The sequence below is a fragment of the Methylobacterium sp. CM6257 genome, from assembly GCF_054611515.1.
On sequence record NZ_CM137735.1, the window covers coordinates 3,905,469 to 3,919,186 of the forward strand.

Annotated in this window: 10 protein-coding genes; 5 read left to right on the forward strand and 5 right to left on the reverse strand. The window is 71.5% G+C overall.

Features of this window, described 5'->3' with window-relative positions:
* The first annotated feature begins 49 nt into the window (after window positions 1-49).
* Genes purL through grxD form a run of 4 tightly spaced genes read left to right on the forward strand, consistent with a single transcriptional unit; the run spans window position 50 to window position 3,433 of the window.
* Window positions 50-2,275 carry a phosphoribosylformylglycinamidine synthase subunit PurL gene (gene purL, locus ACYCO6_RS19075; protein WP_459762227.1) on the forward strand — a complete coding sequence of 742 codons (2,226 nt, stop codon included), beginning with the start codon at window positions 50-52 and terminating at the stop codon, window positions 2,273-2,275.
* A gap of 25 nt (window positions 2,276-2,300) precedes the next feature.
* A complete protein-coding gene (locus tag ACYCO6_RS19080) occupies window positions 2,301-2,537 on the forward strand; it encodes a BolA family protein (RefSeq protein ID WP_459762229.1) in 237 nt (78 codons plus the stop codon).
* 23 nt (window positions 2,538-2,560) lie between these two features.
* Window positions 2,561-3,055, forward strand: coding sequence for a DUF29 domain-containing protein (locus ACYCO6_RS19085; RefSeq protein ID WP_459762231.1), 495 nt, complete (start codon window positions 2,561-2,563; stop codon window positions 3,053-3,055).
* A 39-nt stretch (window positions 3,056-3,094) separates the two neighbouring features.
* Complete coding sequence (gene grxD / locus ACYCO6_RS19090) at window positions 3,095-3,433, forward strand: Grx4 family monothiol glutaredoxin (RefSeq protein ID WP_012318124.1); 339 nt, start codon at window positions 3,095-3,097, stop codon at window positions 3,431-3,433.
* Window positions 3,434-3,506: 73 nt separating this feature from the next.
* On the opposite strand, the gene ACYCO6_RS19095 is transcribed toward grxD, so the two are convergent.
* Window positions 3,507-4,163, reverse strand: coding sequence for a class I SAM-dependent methyltransferase (locus ACYCO6_RS19095; RefSeq protein WP_459762234.1), 657 nt, complete (start codon window positions 4,161-4,163; stop codon window positions 3,507-3,509).
* Between the two features lie 99 nt (window positions 4,164-4,262).
* On the opposite strand from ACYCO6_RS19095, the gene rlmN reads away from it, so the two are divergent.
* Window positions 4,263-5,537, forward strand: a complete 1,275-nt coding sequence (rlmN, locus tag ACYCO6_RS19100; RefSeq protein ID WP_459762236.1) for a dual-specificity RNA methyltransferase RlmN — start codon at window positions 4,263-4,265, stop codon at window positions 5,535-5,537.
* Window positions 5,538-5,694: 157 nt separating this feature from the next.
* Here rlmN and ACYCO6_RS19105 read toward each other — a convergent pair whose 3' ends face one another.
* From ACYCO6_RS19105 to ACYCO6_RS19120, 4 genes are all read right to left on the reverse strand, one after another.
* On the reverse strand, window positions 5,695-6,819 hold the full coding sequence (locus ACYCO6_RS19105; protein WP_459762238.1) for a mechanosensitive ion channel family protein: 1,125 nt from the start codon (window positions 6,817-6,819) through the stop codon (window positions 5,695-5,697).
* 128 nt (window positions 6,820-6,947) lie between these two features.
* Window positions 6,948-12,242, reverse strand: a complete 5,295-nt coding sequence (locus ACYCO6_RS19110) for an alpha-2-macroglobulin family protein (protein WP_459762240.1) — start codon at window positions 12,240-12,242, stop codon at window positions 6,948-6,950.
* Window positions 12,243-12,390: 148 nt separating this feature from the next.
* The gene (locus ACYCO6_RS19115) at window positions 12,391-12,690 is read right to left on the reverse strand and encodes an antibiotic biosynthesis monooxygenase family protein (protein WP_459762242.1); all 300 of its coding nucleotides are present in this window, start codon (window positions 12,688-12,690) and stop codon (window positions 12,391-12,393) included.
* Between the two features lie 17 nt (window positions 12,691-12,707).
* Window positions 12,708-13,568 (reverse strand): Kdo hydroxylase family protein, encoded by an 861-nt coding sequence (locus ACYCO6_RS19120; RefSeq protein WP_459762244.1) that lies wholly within the window; start codon window positions 13,566-13,568, stop codon window positions 12,708-12,710.
* Between the last annotated feature and the right edge of the window lie 150 nt (window positions 13,569-13,718).

Here is a 13,718-nt window from a genome sequence, read left to right on the forward strand (position 1 = left end):
GGGTCGAGCGCCCCTCGGGCGCCCGGACCGCCCTCGTCGAGACCGCCGCATGTTCCGCAACGACGTTCCGATCACCCCCGAGCTCGTGGCTCAGCACGGCCTGACGCCGGACGAGTACGAGCGCTTCCGCGGCCTGATCGGGCGCGACCCGACGCTCACCGAGCTCGGCATCGTCTCGGCGATGTGGAACGAGCATTGTTCCTACAAGTCCTCGCGCAAGCACCTGCGCGGGCTGCCGACCTCGGCGCCGTGGGTGATCCAGGGGCCGGGCGAGAATGCCGGCGTGATCGACATCGGCGACGGGCTGGCCTGCGTCTTCAAGATGGAGAGCCACAACCACCCGAGCTACATCGAGCCCTACCAGGGCGCGGCGACCGGCGTCGGCGGCATCCTGCGCGACGTCTTCACCATGGGCGCGCGGCCGATCGCGGCGCTCAACGCCCTGCGCTTCGGCTCCCCCGACCACCCGCGCACCCGCAGCCTCGTCTCCGGCGTGGTCGCGGGCATCGGCGGCTACGGCAATTCCTTCGGCGTGCCGACCGTCGGCGGCCTGACCGGCTTCCATAGGCGCTACGACGGAAACATCCTGGTCAATGCCATGGCGGTGGGGCTCGCCCGCACCGACGGGATCTTCTACGCGGCTGCCGCCGGCGTCGGGAACCCGATCGTCTATCTCGGCTCTAAGACCGGCCGCGACGGCATCCACGGCGCCACCATGGCCTCGGCCGAGTTCGACGAGGCCTCCGAGTCGAAGCGGCCGACCGTGCAGGTCGGCGACCCCTTCGCCGAGAAGCTGCTGCTTGAAGCCTGCCTGGAGCTGATGGCCTCGGGCGCCGTCATCGCCATTCAGGACATGGGCGCGGCCGGCCTCACCTGCTCGGCGGTCGAGATGGGCGCCAAGGGCGACCTCGGCGTCGAGCTCGACATCGACAAGGTCCCGGCCCGCGAAGAGGGCATGACCCCCTACGAGATGATGCTCTCCGAAAGCCAGGAGCGCATGCTCATGGTGCTCAAGCCCGGCATGGAGGCCGAGGCCCAGGCGATCTTCGTGAAGTGGGGCCTCGACTTCGCGGTGATCGGGCGGACCACCGACACGCTCCGCTTCGTGATCAAGTGGCACGGCGAGACCGTGGCCGACCTGCCGATCAAGGAGCTGGGCGACGAGGCCCCGCTCTACGATCGTCCGCACCTCGCCAACACGCACCTGCCGGTGCTCGCGGCCTCGGAGGTCCAGACCCCCGCCTCGCTCACCGATGCGCTCAAGCGTCTCGTCGGCTCCCCCGACCTCGCCTCGAAGCGCTGGGTCTGGGAGCAGTACGACCACTACATCCTGGGCAACACCGTGCAAAAGCCCGGCGGCGACGCCGCCATCGTCCGTGTCGAGGACGGGCCGAAGGGATTGGCGCTCACCTGCGACGTCACCCCGCGCTACTGTGAAGCCGATCCGGTCGAGGGCGGGCGGCAGGCCGTAGCCGAGGCGTGGCGCAACATCACCGCGGTGGGAGGCAAGCCGCTGGCCATCACCGACAATCTGAACTTCGGCAACCCCGAGAAGCCCGAGGTGATGGGTCAGCTCGTCGGCTGCCTCCAGGGCATCGGCGAGGCCTGCCGGGCCCTCGACTTCCCGGTCGTGTCCGGCAACGTCTCGCTCTACAACGAGACCAACGGCGTCGGCATCCTGCCGACCCCGACCATCGGCGGCGTCGGCGTGCTCGACGACGTGGCGCGCCACGCCACGATCGCCCTGAAGCGCGAGGGCGACGTGCTGGTGCTGATCGGCTCCGGCGAGGGCTGGCTCGGCCAATCCGCCTACCTGTCGGTGATCGAGGGCCGCGAGGAGGGCGCGCCGCCGCCGGTCGACCTCGCGCTGGAGCGCCGCAACGGCGACTTCGTCCGCAACCTGATCCAGTCGGGCGCCGTCGACACCGTCCACGACCTCTCGGACGGCGGTCTCGCGGTGGCTTTGGCCGAGATGGCCATGGCGGGCGGCATCGGCGCGGCCCTGCCGGAGGTGCCGGTCGATTTGGCGCCCCATGCCTACCTGTTCGGCGAGGATCAGGGGCGCTACCTGCTGGCGGTCGATCCGGAGGCGGCGAGCGACCTCCTCTACAGCGCCTCGGCGCAGGGGATCGACGCGGCGGTGGTCGGCGTCACCGGCTCCGACCGTTTGACCCTGCCGGGCGGCGAGACCATACCGCTCACGGACCTCGTGGCGGCGCATGAGGGTTGGTTGCCCGCCTACATGGCGAGCCAGCCCGCCGCTCCGGCGTCCTGACCCCTTCCTGCCCAGGAGTTTCCCGATGCCGATGGACGCGCGCGAGATCGAGCGCATGATCCGCGAGGCCCTGCCGGACGCGCAGGTCGAGATCCGCGACCTCGCCGGCGACGGCGACCATTATGCCGCCACCGTCCTGTCCTCCGCCTTCAAGGGCAAGACCCGGGTCGCGCAGCACCAGATGGTCTACGGCGCCCTGCAGGGCCGGATGGGCGGCGTGCTCCACGCCCTTGCGCTGACCACGGGTGTCCCGCAGGATTGAGCCTTCTCGCGGGAGTTCTCCCGATGGACCGAGCGAGTCGCTACGACGACGACATCGTGACCTGGGCCGAGGAGCAGGCGGCGGCCCTGCGCGCGCTCGCCGAGCGGCCTGACCTGTCGAACGCGGTCGATTGGGAGAACGTTGCCGAGGAGATCGAGAGCGTGGGTCGTGCGCATCTGCGGGCGGTCGAAGGTCTGCTGATCCAGACGCTCGCCCATCTCCTCAAGCGCGCCTCCGCCCCGCTCGCACCGGCAAGCTTGCATTGGCGGGAGGAGATCGCGACCTTTCAGATCTCCGCATGGAACGCCTATGAGCCGTCGATGCGGCAGAGGCTGAACTGGAACCGGATCTGGAAGACGGCCGTCACGGTCGCCGAAGCCAATCTCGTGGTTTACGGAAATGAGCTCCTCCCGGGCCTGCCGAAGGCCTGCCCGGTCGAACCGCAGGATCTTCTGACCGAGACCTTCGATATGGAGCGCGCCCTTCGCAAGCTGGCCGCCTCGGTTGCGCGCCGCTGACCCAGACCTCACATACGACCAACGAACAAGGACAGAGCGATGACCGACGTCAACACGACCATCCAGAACGAGATCGCCTCCCAGGACGTGGTGGTGTTCATGAAGGGCACGCCGCAGATGCCGCAATGCGGCTTCTCGGGGCAGGTGGTGCAGATCCTCAACTACCTCGGCGTGCCGTTCAAGGGCGTGAACGTCCTGGCCGATCAGGAGATCCGCGAGGGCATCAAGGCCTTCTCGAACTGGCCGACCATCCCGCAGATCTACGTGAAGGGCGAGTTCGTCGGCGGCTGCGACATCACCCGCGAGATGTTCCAGTCGGGCGAGCTGCAGACCTTCCTGTCCGAGAAGGGCGTGCCGGTGAAGACCGCCGCCGCCTGATTGGTTCAGGATTCGCCGGACGGATCGGGGCGCCTGCGGGCGCCCTTTTTCGTGTGCGAGGACAATGGCCGGATCAGCGCGGCTCACGCGCGACGAACAGCGCGACGCAGCCGACGACCGTGATCTCCACCGACCGGAAGCGCTGGTCCAGCGCTGCGCGCAGGTCCGGCAGGGTATCGGCGGCGTTCGAGAACACCCCCTTGCGGTTGTAGGCCCGCATCAGCGCCCGCGCCGCGGCCGTGGTCGGGACTCCGCCCGACAGGATCGTGGCGCCGAACACCACGCCGTCGTCGGCCAGGCACGGCCGCACCGTGTCGAAGGCTTTCGCCTTCGCGGCGATGTCGCCCGGCAGGCAGTGCAGCAGGTAGGTCATGCCGATCGAGTCGAACGGCGCGATGCCGGTGGCCGGAGCGCCGAGCACATCGACGCGATAGGTCTCGGGCCGGTAGCGGGCGATCCGGCGGGCGGCAAAGGTGAGGCTGTCGCCGTTGAGGTCCATCAGGCCGACCCGCGGCGCGGGGGTGGGGAAGCGGCACCGGTCGAGATACCAGCCGGTGCCGACGCCGACGTCGAGATGCGCGAGGCCGGCGTGCCGGTCGTAGAGGGCCAGGATCCGCGCGGTGGGGCAGCGCCAGATCAGCGGGTTCGACAGGCGCAGCACCACGAGGTCGTAGAGCTGCAACGTCCGCGGATTGTAGATCGCCTGCCCGGCTTGCGTGTCGGTCGCCATGGCTCTCCGTCAGGGCCCCTGTGGGCGGCGCGCATTCGCATTCGCCTGCGCAATCGCCTATATCAGACCCTTTCCAATCGTATGGATCGTTTGAACGCCATGGCGACGCCGTCGCTCGACAGCGCCCGCGCGGCCGATGCCGCGATCGAGAAGGCGCCCGATTTTCTCCCGGAGGCGCTGCCCGGCCGCCGCCCGTCGCTGGTCGGCCTGACCCGCGACGCCCTCAAGGCGCAGCTGGTGGGGATGGGCGTGCCCGAGCGGGAGAGCCGGATGCGCGCCGGCCAGATCTGGCACTGGGTCAACTTCCGCGGGGCGTCCGACTTCGCCGAGATGACCAATGTCGGCAAGGCGTTGAAGGCGCAGCTCGCCGAACACTTCACGCTGGAGCGGCCCGAGGTGGCCAGCCGGCAGGTCTCCCGCGACGGCACCCGCAAGTGGCTTCTGCGCATGGCGCCCACTAACCGGCAGGAGCACAACCGCGGCGCCGAGATCGAGTGCGTCTACATCCCGGGTCCGGACCGGGGCACGCTCTGCGTATCTTCGCAGGTCGGCTGCACCCTCACCTGCTCGTTCTGCCACACCGGCACGCAGCGCCTCGTGCGCAACCTCTCGGCGGCCGAGATCGTGCAGCAGCTCGTCACCGCCCGGGACGAGCTCGGCGACTGGCCCGGCCAGATGCCGAGCCGCGACGCGGGCGGCTCCGGCGAGGTCGGCCGGCTCGTGACCAACATCGTGTTCATGGGCATGGGCGAGCCCCTCTACAACCTCGACGCCGTGGTCGACGCGGTCGGCGTGATGTCGGACCAGGAGGGTCTCGGCCTGTCCCGTCGCCGGATCACGGTCTCGACCTCGGGGGTCGTGCCGCAGATCCCCCGACTCGGCGAGCAGGCCAACGCCATGCTGGCGATCTCGCTCCACGCCGTGCGCGACGACCTGCGCGACGAGCTGGTGCCGCTCAACCGGAAATACCCGATCGCCGAGCTGCTCGCCGCCTGCCGGGCCTATCCGGGGCTGAGCAACGCCCGCCGGATCACCTTCGAGTACGTGATGCTGAAGGGCGTCAACGATTCGGACGCGGATGCCCGCGAGCTGGTCCGCCTGCTCAAGGGCATCCCGGCCAAGATCAACCTGATTCCATTCAATCCCTGGCCGGGCAGCCGCTACGAGTGCTCCGACTGGGACCGGATCGAGCGCTTCTCCGAGATCGTGTTCAACGCCGGCTACGCCTCGCCGGTGCGCACGCCGCGAGGCCGGGACATCCTGGCGGCCTGCGGCCAGCTCAAGAGCGAGACCGAGAAGCTGCGCGCCCGCGCCCGGATGATGCAGGAGGAGGGCATCGGCGTGGAGAGCTTCTACGCCGGCACCGACGACTGAGGGCCTGTCCGACGGACGACCTCCTAACCGCGTCCTCATCCTGAGGTGGCGCGCAGCGGCCTCGAAGGAGGCCGCCGCTGCGCTTCGGCGCCTCGGGACGAAGGAGCAGGTGTGGCGTGCCGCGAGGTCTGAACGGCACTCGCGATGATGGCGGCGGTCAGGCTGCGATCCGCCGCCCGTCCGCCCGCCGCAGGGGCTGCTCATCGGCCCCGACCCATTCCGTGCGGTGCCGCGGCAGCGCCTCCGGGTATTCGGCCTGGAGCCACGTGATCATCGCCTCGCGCACGGCGCAGCGCAGATCCCAGGCCTGGGGTGCGTTGCGGGCGCTCACCAGCATCCGGATCTCGATGGTCGATTCCTTCGCGTCCGAGACCTGGAGGTTGACCACCCTGCCGTCCCAGAGGGGCGAGGCCCTGGCGATCTCGGTGAGCTTCTCGCGCATCCGCGCCACCGGCGCGCGGTGGTCGACGTAGAGGAACACGCTGCCGATCAGCGAGGCACCGTCGCGGGTCCAGTTCTGGAACGGCTTCTGGATGAAGTAGGTCAGCGGCAGCACGAGCCGCCGCCAGTCCCAGAGGCGCACCACCACGTAGGTCGAGGTGATCTCCTCCACCCAGCCCCACTCGTTCTCGACGATGATCGCGTCCTCGATCCGGATCGGCTGGGTGATGGCGATCTGGATGCCGGCCACGAGGTTCGACAGGACCGGCTGCATGGCCAACCCCAGGATCAGGCCCGCAGCCCCGGCCGAGGCCAGCAGGCTGACGCCGTACTGGCGCACTGGCTCGAAGGTCATCAGCGCCACCGAGATGGTGATCAGCGCCACCAAGGTGACGCCGGCCCGCTCTAGGATGCGCATCTGGGTGAAGTGCTTGCGGGCGAGCAGGTTGTCCTCGGCGTCGAGCTTGAACCGCCGCAGATAGATCACCGTGGCGATGTGGAGCGCGGTGGCGCAGCACCAGCCGGTGAGCGTCACGAAGGCGACCAGCAGGATCTGGTTGAGGGCGATCCGCACTTCCCAGGACAGGTGCACCGTGGCCGAGGCGAGGCTGATCGCCACCACGATCAGGCCGAGCCGGCTCGGGCCGTGCGTGCGCGACACGAGCGAGCGCCAGAACAGGCTCTTGCCCGCCACCGCCCGCTTCATCGCCCGGTAGACGACCCCGTGCAGGGGCATCACCACGGCGCAGCAGGCGACGATGAGGATGAGGCTCTCGGCCCACCAGGGCAGGTAGGCCAGCACGCGGGCGGCAGAGCCGGCGAGCGCGTCGAGGTCCGGCATCGGGCATCGTCTCCACGGGTTCCGAACAGGACCTGTGGGAATGGGCGGGCGCCGGAGCGGGTTCCGCAATGCACCATGTGCCTGCCGCAACGCAGCGGCCCAGCGCGGCAGCTTGCGGTCCCCGCGCCCTACTTCGCCGCCCCGACCGTCATGCTGCCCGAGGCGGTCCGGCCGAACCGGGCCGGCCGGTACATGTCCTCCACGGTGGCGCCCGGATGCACGTAGGTCCCGGGCGAGACCGCCCGGACCGTGTAGGCCACAGTGAAGAAGGCCGACTGGCTCGGGTCGCGCTCATAGGCGGCGACGAACCGGTCATCGCGGAACTCGGTGTGGACCGGCTGCACGTCGGACTTGGCGAAGGCGAGCCCGTGGAGCGCGTCGGCGTCGAGGAGTTTCGGGTTGTCGATCTCGAGCCCCGCCGGGAGCGGATCGACCAGCAGGAGCCGCGCCGCTTCCGCCTTGGCTTCGGTGACCTTGAGCACCACCACCAGCCGGTCGTTCTGGCGCAGGCCGCTCGCCGGATCGACGACGCTGCCGTCGAGACGACGGAAGCTCCGCTCGACCGTGTAGCCCTGGGACGCCGCCGGCTCCGGGACCAGCGGGCTGCCGTTGACAGTCACGGCGACCTGCACGGGTGCGCGGCCGGTATTGACGAGCTGCACGCCCCGGTCGCCGAGGGCCGCGTCCCGGTAGACCCGGGCGAGCATCCCGGTCTGCGGCGCGCCGTCCAGGGTGAACGACAGGGCGCCGCTCTCGTTGGACAGGCTCTCGGCGGCCAGCACCATCCAGGCATTCTCCTGCGTGCTCGTCGTCCGCTCGGCCTGCTGCTCCTCGCCGAGCACCGCCGCGACCGGGCCGAGGGCCGCCTGGGTCAGCCCGCTCTCGGCCGCCAGCGTGATCAGCCCGGCCCCGTCGCGCAGGCGGGAGCCGTAATCGGCGCGGTACAGGCCCTTGTCGCGGTCGCCGCGCAGCGCGGTGAGCGCCGAGTCCATTGCCTTGGCGGCCCGCCCCCGGTCGCCGAGCAGCGCCAGGGCGGCGGCGAGCTGCGCGCGCCCGAGCGCAGACGAGAAGGCCGTGAGCTTGGTGTCGGCGAGGTAGCGCAGGTCGCCCATCACCGGGCGTCCGTTCCGGGCGAGCACGTAGGCCGCGTAGGCGAGATCCGCGCCGCCGTTGTGCACCTCGGCGGCGTTGGCCACCGCATTGCGCAGGTAGTCGAGCGCCTGGGTGAAGGCCTTCTGCGGCACCGCGAAGCCGCGCTCCCGGGCGCGGGTGAGGAAGTCGGTCACGTAGGCATCGAGCCACAGGTCGCTCGACCCCTGCGCCGACCACAGGCCGAAATCGCCGCTCGAATCCTGGCGGGCGAGCAGACGCTCGACCGATTCGCGCACCCGCTCGTCCGCGCCGCTGTCGAGGGCGAGCTTCTCCAGCGCGGCCAGCCGGTTGACGTAGAGGAGCGGCATCGCCCGGCTCACCACCTGCTCGGAGCAGCCGTAGGGGTAGCGGTCCAGCGCCTGGAGCAGGGCCGCCACGTCGAGCCCCGGCAGGGGCGTGGCGGAGACCGAGACGCTGCCGGTCCCGGGCTGCAGATCGGCGAGCAGGTCGGACGAGAGGGTCAGGCCCGCCCCGGGGGCGAGGCTGCGCACCGAGCGGCGCAGCAGGGCGCCGGTCCCGGGGAAGATTCCGAGGGCGAAGCTCTGGTTCAGCGATGCGGGGAGGCCGGGTCCCGACACGGCGAGGTCGAGCCGGGCCGTGCCCGGTCCGGCGGCGGTGAGCGGGATCGCGAACTGGCCCTTGGCCCCGGCCTCCAGCCGCAGCGTCTGCCGCAACGCGCTGGCGCCGACCACGACCGGGCCGGCCGGGCTCAGATCGACCGTGTAGTCGCCCGGCTGCCCCTCGACGTTGTCGAGGGCCACGAACAGGCGCGAGCGGTCGCCGGTGTCGAGGAAGCGCGGCAGCGTCGCGGTCACCACGACCGGGTCGCGGATGATCACGTCGGCCTGCGCCTGCCCGACCCGGTCGCCGCTCCAGGCGGAGACCATCACGCGGCCCGTGCCGTTGAACGCCGGGATCGGGAAGGTGACGCTCGCCGCCCCGTCCGGCCCCACGGTCACGACCCCGGAATACAGGGCCAGCGGCGTCTGGGTCGGCGGTGAATCGGCGAGTTCGCCGCCGCCCGCATCGCCGCCGGAGCGGATCGCCCCGGCCGAGCCCTGCATGCCGTCGATCAGGTAGCCGTAGAGGTCGCGGACTTCCGGCCCCAGGGCCTTCTGGCCGAGGAAGTACTGGGTCGGGTCCGGCGCCGCGTAGCGGGTGAGGTTGAGGATTCCGACATCGACCAGTGCCACGGTGATCCGCGCCGGCTCGCCGGGCTTCAGCCCCGTGAGCTGGACCGGCAGCGTCAGGTCCTGGCGCGGGCGCGCCCGCTCCGGCGCCTTGAGGGTGACGCCGAGGCTGCGCCGTTCCCGGTCGACCGAGAACCAGGCCAACCCCAGCGCCCGGCCCGGCAGGCGCTTGGCCGCCTGGTCGAGGGGCCGGTAGGCGGTGGCCACCAGATAGGCGCCGGCGCCCCACTCGGCCTTCACCGGCACGCTCACGGTGGTGCCGCCCTCCGGCACGCTCACCTCCAGGGTCTCGTGCACGCGGTCGCTGACGACCATCAGGCTCGCCTGCCCCCTGAACTTCGGGCTGAGCTTGGCCCGCAGCGTGTCGCCGGCGGCGTAGGCCGCCTTGTCGAGGGTGAGGTCGAGGAGGTCGGGCGCCTCGGCGGTCTGGGCGCCACCCCAGCCCACCTCGAAACCGACGCTCGCCGTCGCCTCGGGGGCGCCCGGAGCCGAGACCTCCAGCCGGTAGCGGCCGAGCCCCACCGGCGCCTCGATCCGGCTCGGGCCGCCGGCCTTCAGGTCCACGGTGCCGTTGGCCACGCGCCGGGCGGTCTTCACAGCCTCGAACGACCAGCGCCCGTCAGCCCGGTACCATTGGTAGGACTGGTCGATCCGCGACAGGGTCCAGGTCACCCCCGGCCGGGGGAGGAGCGCCCCCTCAGGGCTCGCGAGCACCACGTCGAAGCCCGCAATCCCCCCTTCGCTCAAGTCCGTGAAGCCCTTGCGCAGGGCGAGGACCGGGCCGGCCGGAAGGATCGGCAGGGTGAGGCTGCGCGACAGGGCCCGGCCGCCGGGCTCGCCGACCGCGAGCGTGATCCTTGCCTCCAGCGCCCGCGGCGCCGCGACCTGGGGCACCGGTACCGTGACGGCGGCGTTGCCCTGGGCGTTCGTGGTCGCGTGGTCCTGGATCTCCTGCGTGACCGGCTCCACGGCCTCGTCGTCGAGGCCGATGGCGTAGCCCTCCAGTCCCTTGATGCCGCTCGTCGCGGCCGCCTGCACGCTGACGCTGCCCGACACGTCGAGCTCGGCCCCCGGGGCGCCGTAGAGGTAGCGCGCGGCGACGTCGACCTGCGCCGCCTCGCCCCGGTGCAGGGCCGGCTGCCGGGCCTTGAGGGTCACCTCCAGCCGCTCGGGGACGTAATCCTCCACGAGGAAGCTGGTCTCGCCGATCGCGGGCACCTTCGGGTCCGTGTAGGCGGACACCCGCCACGTCCCGTGCATGGACCCCGAGAGGAGCGGCAGCGGCAGCGCCCGGCCGCCGAGCCCCTGGTCCGGCACCGAGACGCGCCGGTACTCCACCCCGTCCGGCCGCTTCACCACGAAGGTCAGCGGCAGGTCCGGCACCGCCGCGCCGCGGGGATCGCGCAGGAGGGCCGTGAGCTGGACGGTCTCGCCCGAGCGGTAGACCCCGCGCTCCGGAAACAGGTAGGCGTCGAGGCCGCCGGTCTCGGGCCGGCCCTTCACGCCGCGATCGGTGAGGTCGAAGGCGCCGAGATTGAGGTCGAGGAAGCCGTAATCGCCGCCCGCCTGGGCGACCACGAGGCTCGGCGCCAAGCCGCCCTCCCCGCGCCCCAGGCCGGGGTCGAAGGCGGCGTGACCCTGCGCGTCCGTGATCCGCGTGCCCAGCACCTCGTTGTTGCGGGCGATGAGCCGGATCTCGGCACCCGGCATCACCTGCGCGGAGGCCAGCGAGCGCAGGACGACGTGGACCCCGTCCCGCCCCTTGGTGGCGGTCAGCCCCAGATCCGAGACCACGAACCACTGGGTGGCCTGCGTGTCGTACCCTTCCTCGTCGGAGGCAGCCGTCCCGGAGGGCCGGGCGAGCATCACGTAGATCCCGGGCTCCAGCTTGCCCACCGCCTGCAGGACCGGGAAGGCGGTGACGGCCTCCTGGTTCAGCTCGGCCTTGACGGTGTCGAGGGTGCCCTTCCAGACCCGCACGCCCTTCTCGGCCGCGATCGTCCGGGCGGTGGCGCCGCTGAGCTGGCCCAGGAAGTCCTCGGAGCGCAGGGTCGGCAGTAGGCCGCGGTCGCCGATCCGCAGCACCTCGACGTCGAGCTTGGCGGCATTCACCGAGACGAGGGGCACGCCCGCCTGACCCGTGCGGGGCAGGACGTAGTTGCGCCCGGTGAAGCGGACCTGCGGGGCGCGGTCGCGCACGTAGATCTCGTAGTCGGCGGCCTTGAGCAGGCTCTCGCCGACGGCCGAGGGCAGGCCCTGGCGCACCACGATGGCGTAGCGCCCGCCGTGCTTGAGCCCGTCGACGCAGACCTGGGAACCCTCCCCGGTCACGGCGGCCGCGCTGCTGCCCGACACCGCCACGTAGGGCGCGTAGTCGGTCTTGGGCAGCACCGCGTCCGAGAAGGTGAAGCAGGCCCGCGGGGCGGCCGCGTCCGAATCGACCTTGTAGTCGAGGATGCGGAAGCCGTGCTCGGCCCGCAGCTTCTCGTAGGTTTCCCGGACGCCGTCGTCGGCGGCCAACATCAGGCTCGCCGCGTAGGCGTCGAGCGCCGGGCGCCAGGAATCCTGCTCGGCCTCGGTGGCCCCGAGCATCGCCAGCGCGGCCGCCGCATCGCCGGCCGTGCCGGCGCGCTCGTAGGCGCGGTAGGCGGCCGCCGCCGCCCGGTCGCGCAGCCGCGCCCGGCCCCGGTAGTCGTTCTCCTCCAGGGTATCGACCGCCGCGGAGGCCGCGCGGGCATAGGCCTGCCAGTTGCGCGCGTCGCCCGGGTCGGCCGCCACTGCGGCGGCGAGCGGGGTGAGCGCTTCGTCCGGCTTGTCTGCGGCGAGCAGGGCCTGGCCGGCGGCGCGGGACTGGCCGGCCGGCCGGAGCGGGCCGCCGGCCTCTCCCTTGAGGGCCGTCTCGAGGCGGACCGCCGCGCTGGCGAGGTCGGCCCGAACGAAGGTCTTGGCGAACGGGGTGGGCGCGGCGGCCGCCGGCCGCGGGGCGGTCCGGGCCGCCGGCGCGGTCTGGGCGAGGGCCGGCCAACCGGCGGCGCATCCGAGTAGCGCCAGGGCGCCCGCGAGCCGTCTGAGCCGCGCCATGAGCCTGCTCCCCACGTGCCGCGTCCCCGATGATTCGCCTCGGGTTCGGCCGGTCGGGAGCCTAGCACCGGCGGCTGCCGCCGCAATGTTTCGGGCTGTCGTCGGCCGTTTCGCCGATCCGAAGTCCGGAGTGGCTGCGCGGCGCTGCTCAGAACGCCTTCAGCACCTGCTCGGCGTGCTCGACGGAAACCGGTCCTGCGAAGCAGTGGGAGACCAGGGCGCGGTAATCCTGCCAGGGCTTGGAGCCGGTGAAGTCCTTGGTGTGGGCCTCCAGCGTGTCCCAATGGATCAGCAGGCGGTAGCGCTGCGGGTGCTCGATCGAGCGCCGCACCTCGAAGGCCCGGCAGCCCTTGGCCTGCTTGAAGATCGCCGAGGCCTCGGTGATGCCCTTCTCAAACTCGGCTTCCATACCGGGCTTGATCTCGATCTGCGCGATCTCGAGGATCATGGCGTGAGGTTCCTCTCTCAGGTCCGAAGGGCGCGGCCGAGCTTGGCCGCCAGGATGCGCTGCGGGCTCAAGGACGGGTCGGTCTGGGCTGCAACCGGCAGGTAGGCGGTCTGCTCCAGCATGTAGCGGCCGCCCATCGCCCCGTGCATCACGAGGTCCGAGAAGGTCACCCAGGTCTCGCCGGGGCGGAATTCCACGTCGGCCTGGGGGGCCCGAGCTTGGTACGCCTCGTCCTGCTTGAGCGCGTCGTGCAGGTGCAGCATCAGGTGGTCGTATTCCGAGCGCTTGGCCTTGGTGATGCGCAAAGCCGCGAGCAGGCGCGCGGAGAGCGGGGAGTAGCCCGGCAGCCGCGGCAGGAACTTCTCCGCCATCGACCCGAAATCCTCGCCGACCCGCCAGCGGCGCGGCTCGCCCGAAGGGTTGATGTTGCGGAACACCCGCAGGATCCGCCTCTCGCCGATCGGGTTCGACGGGAAGGCGTCGACGTGCAGGCGCGTGTCGTCACGCCGCCAGCTGAGCTTGCGCCGGTCCACGTCGAAGGGGCGGTAGGAGGTGCCGGCGAGGCTCACCCGGTCGGCGTAATCGGGCAGATAGGTCCCGATCAGATCGCGGGCGAAGGCGCGGTAGCGGATCAGGAGCTGGCGCAGGGCCTCCTGCTCCTCCGGGGTGCCGGCCGCGCCGCGCAGCTCCGCCGCCTCGCCGCGGATGTTGACGTTCTTGGCCTTGCCGTCCGCGAACGGCCGCTCGGTGAACCGGCGCTCGAAGTCGGTGAACGGGAAGGGCAGATCCGGGAACAGCAGCACCGCCCCGGCTTCCAGCTCCCGGGTCAGGGAGCCGGGCGTCTCGCCGGGGACGACGGTGCGGATCGGGCTGATCATCGTATGCGGGCTGGCCCTGCCGTATCGGGTGGGCCACCCTGTAGCCGAGCTGCCGCAGCGAGGCCAGGGGCGTTGATCCGGCGGCATTTCCGGTGGATGACACCGCCCCTCCACCGACACCGGCGCGGGCGCCGGCCCGCAGCGCTTGCG

Excerpts from the sequence above, each read along its gene's own strand:
- purL (WP_459762227.1), top strand. The coding sequence starts at position 50 with ATGTTCCGCAACGACGTTCCGATCACCCCCGAGCTCGTGGCTCAGCAC.
- ACYCO6_RS19080 (WP_459762229.1), top strand. The coding sequence starts at position 2,301 with ATGCCGATGGACGCGCGCGAGATCGAGCGCATGATCCGCGAGGCCCTG.
- ACYCO6_RS19085 (WP_459762231.1), top strand. The coding sequence starts at position 2,561 with ATGGACCGAGCGAGTCGCTACGACGACGACATCGTGACCTGGGCCGAG.
- grxD (WP_012318124.1), top strand. The coding sequence starts at position 3,095 with ATGACCGACGTCAACACGACCATCCAGAACGAGATCGCCTCCCAGGAC.
- ACYCO6_RS19095 (WP_459762234.1), bottom strand. The coding sequence starts at position 4,163 with ATGGCGACCGACACGCAAGCCGGGCAGGCGATCTACAATCCGCGGACG.
- rlmN (WP_459762236.1), top strand. The coding sequence starts at position 4,263 with ATGGCGACGCCGTCGCTCGACAGCGCCCGCGCGGCCGATGCCGCGATC.
- ACYCO6_RS19105 (WP_459762238.1), bottom strand. The coding sequence starts at position 6,819 with ATGCCGGACCTCGACGCGCTCGCCGGCTCTGCCGCCCGCGTGCTGGCC.
- ACYCO6_RS19110 (WP_459762240.1), bottom strand. The coding sequence starts at position 12,242 with ATGGCGCGGCTCAGACGGCTCGCGGGCGCCCTGGCGCTACTCGGATGC.
- ACYCO6_RS19115 (WP_459762242.1), bottom strand. The coding sequence starts at position 12,690 with ATGATCCTCGAGATCGCGCAGATCGAGATCAAGCCCGGTATGGAAGCC.
- ACYCO6_RS19120 (WP_459762244.1), bottom strand. The coding sequence starts at position 13,568 with ATGATCAGCCCGATCCGCACCGTCGTCCCCGGCGAGACGCCCGGCTCC.